The following is a 5,878-nucleotide window of genomic DNA, read 5'->3' on the forward strand; positions in this document are numbered from 1 at the left end:
CCTTCCACAGGCCTGTGACCTGCGATGATGCTCTCGATCACGTATTTGTTACTTCATTACGTCCCCTAAGAGCACCGATATCGGCTACATCATCGTGGCATCGGTGCGCGTGCTGGGAGCCAACGCCATCCGAAACGGTGGCCTATATACGCTGACGCATCATCGGGGCGTGCAGGTAATTATGGCCGAGAAGGTTACGGCTGGGGCCGGTGAGGCCGAGGGGGCGGCCGACGATCAGGCGGTATCGCCTGCGGAACGTTTCGAGGCGCAAGTGCAACATGCGGTGGCGGAACTGTACCGGAACCGGAGGACAGGATGATGGCTGAGGTAGCGGGAGTAGTCGCGCCATCCTTGGCTCCCGCCGGATTGCTGGTTGGTACTGGGCGGAGCAAGCGGGCTGTGATCTACTTGCGGGTATCGACCCTCAAGCAGGTTGGCCGCGACGATGACCCGGACGGCTACTCTTTGCCTGCCCAGCGGGAGGCCTGCGAACGCAAAGCCGCCAGCCTTGACGCTGAGGTAGTGGCAGTATTCGTCGACCGGGGCGAGTCCGCCAAGACTGCCGACCGCAAAGAATTTCAAAAGATGATGGCCTTCGTTAAACAGCAGGGCGACATCGACTATGTCATCTTGGACAAGGTAGACCGCTTCGCCCGTAACCGGCGGGATGACGCCAACATCATGTTCGAGCTGAAGTCTGTAGGCGCCACGCTGGTAAGCGTCAAAGAAAATATTGACGAGACGCCCGGCGGGCAGCTGCTCCACGCGATTATGGCTGGGATCGTGGAGTTCTACTCCCGCAACCTGGCGACCGAAGCCCTGAAGGGGATGACCCAGAAGGCGAAAGTTGGTGGGACACCAGGGCGGGCGCCGGTTGGCTATCTCAACACCCGGCAGCGCATCGAAGGCCGGGAGGTGACTATTGTCATTATCGACCCAGAGCGCGCGCCGCATGTCCGGTGGGCCTTTGAGATGTACGCCACCGGAGAGTGGACACTGCGGCAGCTCACCGACGCCCTGGCTGAACGGGGTCTCATGGCGCTGCCGCACGGGAAGAAGCTGCCGGGGCCGCTCGCCATCTCCCATGTATCGCGGGTGCTGAATAACCGCTACTACATCGGCAAGGTAACTTTCAAGGGTATTGAGTACGAGGGCCGCCATGAGCCGCTGATCTCCGAAGCCCTGTTCATGCGGGTACAGGAGATGCTCGCCCTGCACAACGTCGCCGGTGAAAAGCGGCGGGTACACACCCACTATCTCAAGAGCGCGGTGTACTGCGGTGCCTGCGGTGAGCGGCTTTCCCTGATGAATGCAAAGGGCCAGTACCTCTATTTCTACTGCCTTGGGCGCCAGAACCACCGTACCGATTGCGCTGCCCCCTACATGCTGGCGGACGCGGTGGAAGAGGCCGTTGAACGGTACTGGAAGACGGTGCGGATTTCGGAAGAAGTACAGGATGCAATCCGGGAAGGCGTGCGGGCGGAGATCCAGCACCAGCAGGCCCAGGCCGCGCCGGGAGGTTGCCCGGGCCAAGCGGCGGGTCGGGGAGCTGGCCGACGAGTGGCGGCGGCTGGCCCGTGGAGTGGTGACCGGCTCTGTTCCGGAGGACCTGGCCCAGGAGGAGCAAGCCCGGGTCGCCACGGAGCTACGGCAGGCCGAAAGCACGCTGCGCACCGCCGCCACGATGTATGACGACATCGAGGAGACCTTGCGTCTAACCCTGGAACTGGTGGGCCGGGCTAGCGAGGTCTACCAGGCGGGCGGGCCGCAGGTCCGTCGGCTGGCCAACCGCTTCTTCTTCGAGCGACTCCTGGTGAGTGTGGTGGACGACGAGGTGACCGTGACGGATGCCGCCCTACACGAGCCGATGGCGACCCTGCTTGATCCGGCGCTGCAAGCCCGGTTGATCCGAAACGGCACGAACCCCGGCCGAGACGCCCGTGGCGGTGGCCCTGGTGGACCGGGCGCCACGGTCGATCTTGGCCGGGGTTCGAGAGAGATCTATTTGGTGCGGGAGGGGGGACTTGAACCCCCACGCCCGAAGGCGGCAGATCCTAAGTCTGCTGCGTCTGCCATTCCGCCACTCCCGCGCGACCTCCAGAGTAGCGATCGCCTCACCTGGGGGGCGCCCCGCCTCCCGCCGGGTCACGCCCCGCATCCTCACCAGGACCGCGGACAGCCGTGGACAGCCGTGGACAGCCGTGGACAGCCGTGGGCAGCCGTGTGTAGCCATGGAGGCTGCCCCAGCCCGGCCACGAACCTTCGTATTGGGCCATTCACGGGGTTCACTGGTATCGGCCGGGTTTGGCGGACGCCAGGCCGGACAGATATCGGCAGTCCAGAGGGCTCACACCGCCGGTCACCGAGGCTCGTCTCACGGTCGTCGGGACGACAACCGTGAGAGGGCCGTTGTCGTCAGCCTGACTCGCACGGGCATCCGACCGGCGGCAGGGTTGTTTCGCGCCGGTTTGGCCAGGACGACTGGGAGACGATTCATATGACCCTCACGGAGGTCCCGCGCTTCGCCCCCCGCCGGCGTTCCGCCCACCGGCGAGGCACCGGCACAGGTTGAGAGCCCGCCGACCAAGGTCAGGGCCGAGGCCAACGTCAGGGCCGAGGCCGAGGCCGGGAACGAGGCCCCACGGCTGGTCTGCCCCGGTCCCCGCCACGCCGCCCAGCGTGCCCTCCTCGAACGGAACCGGGCGTTGAAGCTCATCGACACCGGTCGGGCGACGACCGCGGCCGTCTGCGCGGTCCGTGACACGGGCCTGCGGGTGAACGGCCGGCCGGTCGCCGAGGTTCATCTGCTCATCGAACGCCCCGGCGCGTGGGGCAACGTGTACCCGGTGGTGCGCAGCACGGTCCTTCCCGACCCGGACATCGACCTGAGCGAGGCGGCGACGGCCTCGTCGGGCCGCCCGCGTCGTATCCCCGTGCTGGTCGATCCGCGCCGTCCGGAGAACGTGCTGCTGGGCTGGGATCTGCGACCGGCGAGCTGACGAAGCCGTCAACGAAGCGATCGACGAAGCCTGCGGGATGGGCCGGCCAGGCGCCTCAGGGACGGTCCCGGTCAGGCGGCGGCGAGGCCCAGGTCGCGCAGCAGCTTGGCGACATGACCGGTCGCGCGGACATTGTACTGCGCCACCTCGATCGTGCCGTCCGTGCCGATCACGAACGTCGAGCGGATCACGCCGACGGTCTTCTTCCCGTACATTGTCTTCTCGCCGAAGGCGCCGTACGCGGCGAGCACCTTCCGCTCCGGGTCGGAGAGCAGCGGAAACGTCAGGGCTTCCGCGTCGCGGAACTTCACCAGCTTGGCGGGCTTGTCGGGAGAGATCCCGAGCACGTCGATGCCGGCGTTGCCGAGCTGGGCGAGGCTGTCCCGGAAGTCGCAGGCCTGCTTCGTGCACCCCGGGGTCGACGCGGCCGGGTAGAAGTAGACGACGACCCGCCGTCCCCGGTAGGACGCCAGGGACACCTCGTTCCCCTCGGAGTCGGGCAGGGTGAAGTCGGGTGCGACGTCGCCGGGGACCAGACGGGCGGCGTTGGCAGTCTCAGTCATGGTCCGAAAAGTAGCCGTGGCCTGCGCAGGACGGCAAACCCCCCAGCGGACAGATCCCCAACGTGGCGAGATTCGGGGGACCAGGGCACGGTCTGTGCACCATGGACCGTGTCTTGGTCCCCCATCTGCTCAGGCTGCTGCGTCGACCGCCGCGCGGAAGCCCTCCGGGGTGAGCTGCTCCCCGGACAGCCGCTTGCCGTTGACGAAGACGGTCGGCGTGCCGGTGACGCCGGCCTTCGATGCGTCCTCGTCGACCTTGGCGACGTACCCGTCGTAGGTCCCCTCGTTGACCGCTTTCCGGTACGCCTGCGAGGTCAGCCCCGCTTTCGCCCCGAGCGTGATGAGCGTGTCGTTGGTGAAGCCGCCGGTGCGCTCCTCGGGCTGGTTCGCGTACAGCACATCGTGCAACTGCCGGAACCTGCCCTCGTTGGCGGCTGCCGCCGCCGCGTTCGCCGCCCGCTTCGACTCCGGCCCGATGAACGACATCATGTGATAATCAATCTTGATTTTTCCGTCGTCGAGGAGCTTGTCGATAGTCGGCCCGGTTGTCTTCTCCAGTGTCCCGCAGATGGGGCACTGGAAATCCTCGTATATGTCGACGGTGACCGGCGCGGACGCCTTCCCGACGACGATGCCGTGATCGGTGCCGGTGGCGCTCGCCGGCAGGACCACCGGCTTCGACTCCTCGCGGGAGTTCTGGACGGCAAAGCCGATCGCGCCGACCAGGACGAGAACGGCCAGCACCACGCCGGTGATGATGCCGCGCTGCCGTCGCCGTTCCCGCGCTGCCGCCGCGGCCCGCGCCGCCGCGGCCTTGGCCCGTCGCTCCTGTCCGCTGGCCGCCTTGCCCCCACCTGCCGGGGGGGTCGCGTCGGGCCTCGCGGCGCCGCCGCCCGGGGCCCTACCGCCGGTCGTCAACGGTGTCTTCTTCGACTTCGAAGCCATCAGCGGTACTCCCGGAAAGATCGTTCACCGGTTGGTCGAGGAGGCGGTCCACCGCCAGATAGCCGCTCGGCCGCCAGGCCAGCAGCCCGGCGGCGGCGAGCAGCAGGCTGTCGCGGATCAGCTCGGAGGTGTAGTGCGTCGGGGCATCGGCAGCGAGATCACCCCCGGAGGAGAAGCAGCCGCAGTCGATCCGCAGCCCCCGGGCGGCGGCCGACGCGATCGCTGCGATGTAGACGGCGAACATCACCGCGGACACGACGGCGGACAGCCGCACGGCGAGCCCCACGACGAGCAGCATCCCCAGGGCGATCTCCAGGAACGGGACGCCGTACGCGATCGGCTGCACGAGGGCATCGGGCAGGATGCGGAACGCCCGCACGGAGCGCACCATCCCGTCCGGGTCGTTGACCTTCAACAGCCCGGCGACCAGCCAGACCACGCCGAGGCCGAGGCGCAACACCGTGGAGACGGCGCGACTGGCCGGCTGCATGGGGGTGACAAGGCTATAGGTGATCGGATTCAAGTCCGTGCTTCTTCTGATCCGGACCGCTCGGCGGTCAGCTTGGGCAGGTCGTCGATGTAGTCCTGGACGCTGGTCCCCGCCAGGTACAGCGCGCGGATCCTGTCATCTCGAGAGAAGACGATGACCTGGGCGCCATGGGTGACCAGAACGGAGCCGTCGGCCTGGACCTCCGGTTTCTCCAGGGGAACGCCCAGGGCCTCGGCCTCGGTACGGATCCGGTCGAACGGACCGCGGGCGCCGATGAAGGTTGCGTTGAACTGCTTAAGCCAACGACTGAGGACCACCTCCGTATCCCGATCAGGGTCGGTCGTCACGAAGACGACTGTCACCTGGTCACGCACGTCCGGTTTCACCTCGCCGAGTGCCGACGCGATGTCCGCCATCGTGGTCGGGCAGACGTCCGGACAGTGGGTGTAGCCGAAGAACAGCATGGTGATCTTTCCCTGCGTGCGTGCGCGCAGGTCGAGGGGACGGCCGTCGGTGTCGGTGAGGTTGAGGGCCGGCTTGGCCAGCCGCCTGGCCGGGACGGTGCCGTGCAGGCCGCCGTTGTCGCCTCCGTTCCCCGCATCGACGATCTTCACTCCGGTGTCGGTTCCCGAGCCGGCGCAGGCGGTGAGCAGCGCCATCGAGGAGGCGACCAGGACCGTGGCAATGGTTCCGGCCAGTGCCGGACGGCGCCGCGGGAAGCGCGACGGGGGGAACTGCCCGGGTGGGGAACCGGCGCCGTGACGGGAACCCGTGTCGTGACGAGGATGGTGGACCAGGGACATGACGCTCCAGGACAGGGCCGGGCAGGACGGACCGGGGCCACGGAAAACGTGTCCGTCTGACCGCAGCAGGTACTAGGG

General features: G+C 67.3%; 6 protein-coding genes and 1 tRNA gene. 2 read left to right on the forward strand and 5 right to left on the reverse strand.

Translation table 11 applies throughout. The features are described from left to right. Nucleotides 1-399 precede the first annotated feature (399 nt). Nucleotides 400-1,692: a recombinase family protein gene (locus AC08OQ_RS14160; protein WP_476601531.1), complete on the forward strand. Its 1,293-nt coding sequence runs from the start codon at nt 400-402 to the stop codon at nt 1,690-1,692. Nucleotides 1,693-2,006: 314 nt separating this feature from the next. Here AC08OQ_RS14160 and AC08OQ_RS14165 read toward each other — a convergent pair. Continuing rightward, nucleotides 2,007-2,090, reverse strand: a tRNA-Leu gene (locus AC08OQ_RS14165). Between the two features lie 615 nt (nt 2,091-2,705). Between AC08OQ_RS14165 and AC08OQ_RS14170 the strand changes: the two genes are divergently transcribed. Beyond that, the gene (locus AC08OQ_RS14170; RefSeq protein ID WP_476601532.1) at nt 2,706-2,999 is read left to right on the forward strand and encodes a hypothetical protein; all 294 of its coding nucleotides are present in this window, start codon (nt 2,706-2,708) and stop codon (nt 2,997-2,999) included. Nucleotides 3,000-3,070: 71 nt separating this feature from the next. Here the strand turns inward: AC08OQ_RS14170 and bcp are convergent, their stop codons facing one another. The 4 genes from bcp to AC08OQ_RS14190 all read right to left on the reverse strand — a co-directional run bounded on the left by bcp (nt 3,071) and on the right by AC08OQ_RS14190 (nt 5,800). Further along, complete coding sequence (gene bcp / locus AC08OQ_RS14175; protein WP_462203927.1) at nt 3,071-3,562, reverse strand: thioredoxin-dependent thiol peroxidase; 492 nt, start codon at nt 3,560-3,562, stop codon at nt 3,071-3,073. A 129-nt stretch (nt 3,563-3,691) separates the two neighbouring features. Continuing rightward, nucleotides 3,692-4,480 (reverse strand): DsbA family protein, encoded by a 789-nt coding sequence (locus AC08OQ_RS14180; protein WP_476601533.1) that lies wholly within the window; start codon nt 4,478-4,480, stop codon nt 3,692-3,694. Further along, the gene (locus AC08OQ_RS14185; protein ID WP_476601534.1) at nt 4,464-5,030 is read right to left on the reverse strand and encodes a MauE/DoxX family redox-associated membrane protein; all 567 of its coding nucleotides are present in this window, start codon (nt 5,028-5,030) and stop codon (nt 4,464-4,466) included. The genes AC08OQ_RS14180 and AC08OQ_RS14185 overlap by 17 nt, the downstream gene beginning before the upstream one ends. After that, nucleotides 5,027-5,800, reverse strand: coding sequence for an SCO family protein (locus tag AC08OQ_RS14190; RefSeq protein WP_476605429.1), 774 nt, complete (start codon nt 5,798-5,800; stop codon nt 5,027-5,029). The genes AC08OQ_RS14185 and AC08OQ_RS14190 overlap by 4 nt, the downstream gene beginning before the upstream one ends. Between the last annotated feature and the right edge of the window lie 78 nt (nt 5,801-5,878).

The organism is Frankia sp. CcCS3 (genome assembly GCF_977927575.1).

Coding starts and splice junctions, on each gene's coding strand:
- AC08OQ_RS14190 (WP_476605429.1), bottom strand. CDS start 5,800: ATGTCCCTGGTCCACCATCCTCGTCACGACACGGGTTCCCGTCACGGC.
- bcp (WP_462203927.1), bottom strand. CDS start 3,562: ATGACTGAGACTGCCAACGCCGCCCGTCTGGTCCCCGGCGACGTCGCA.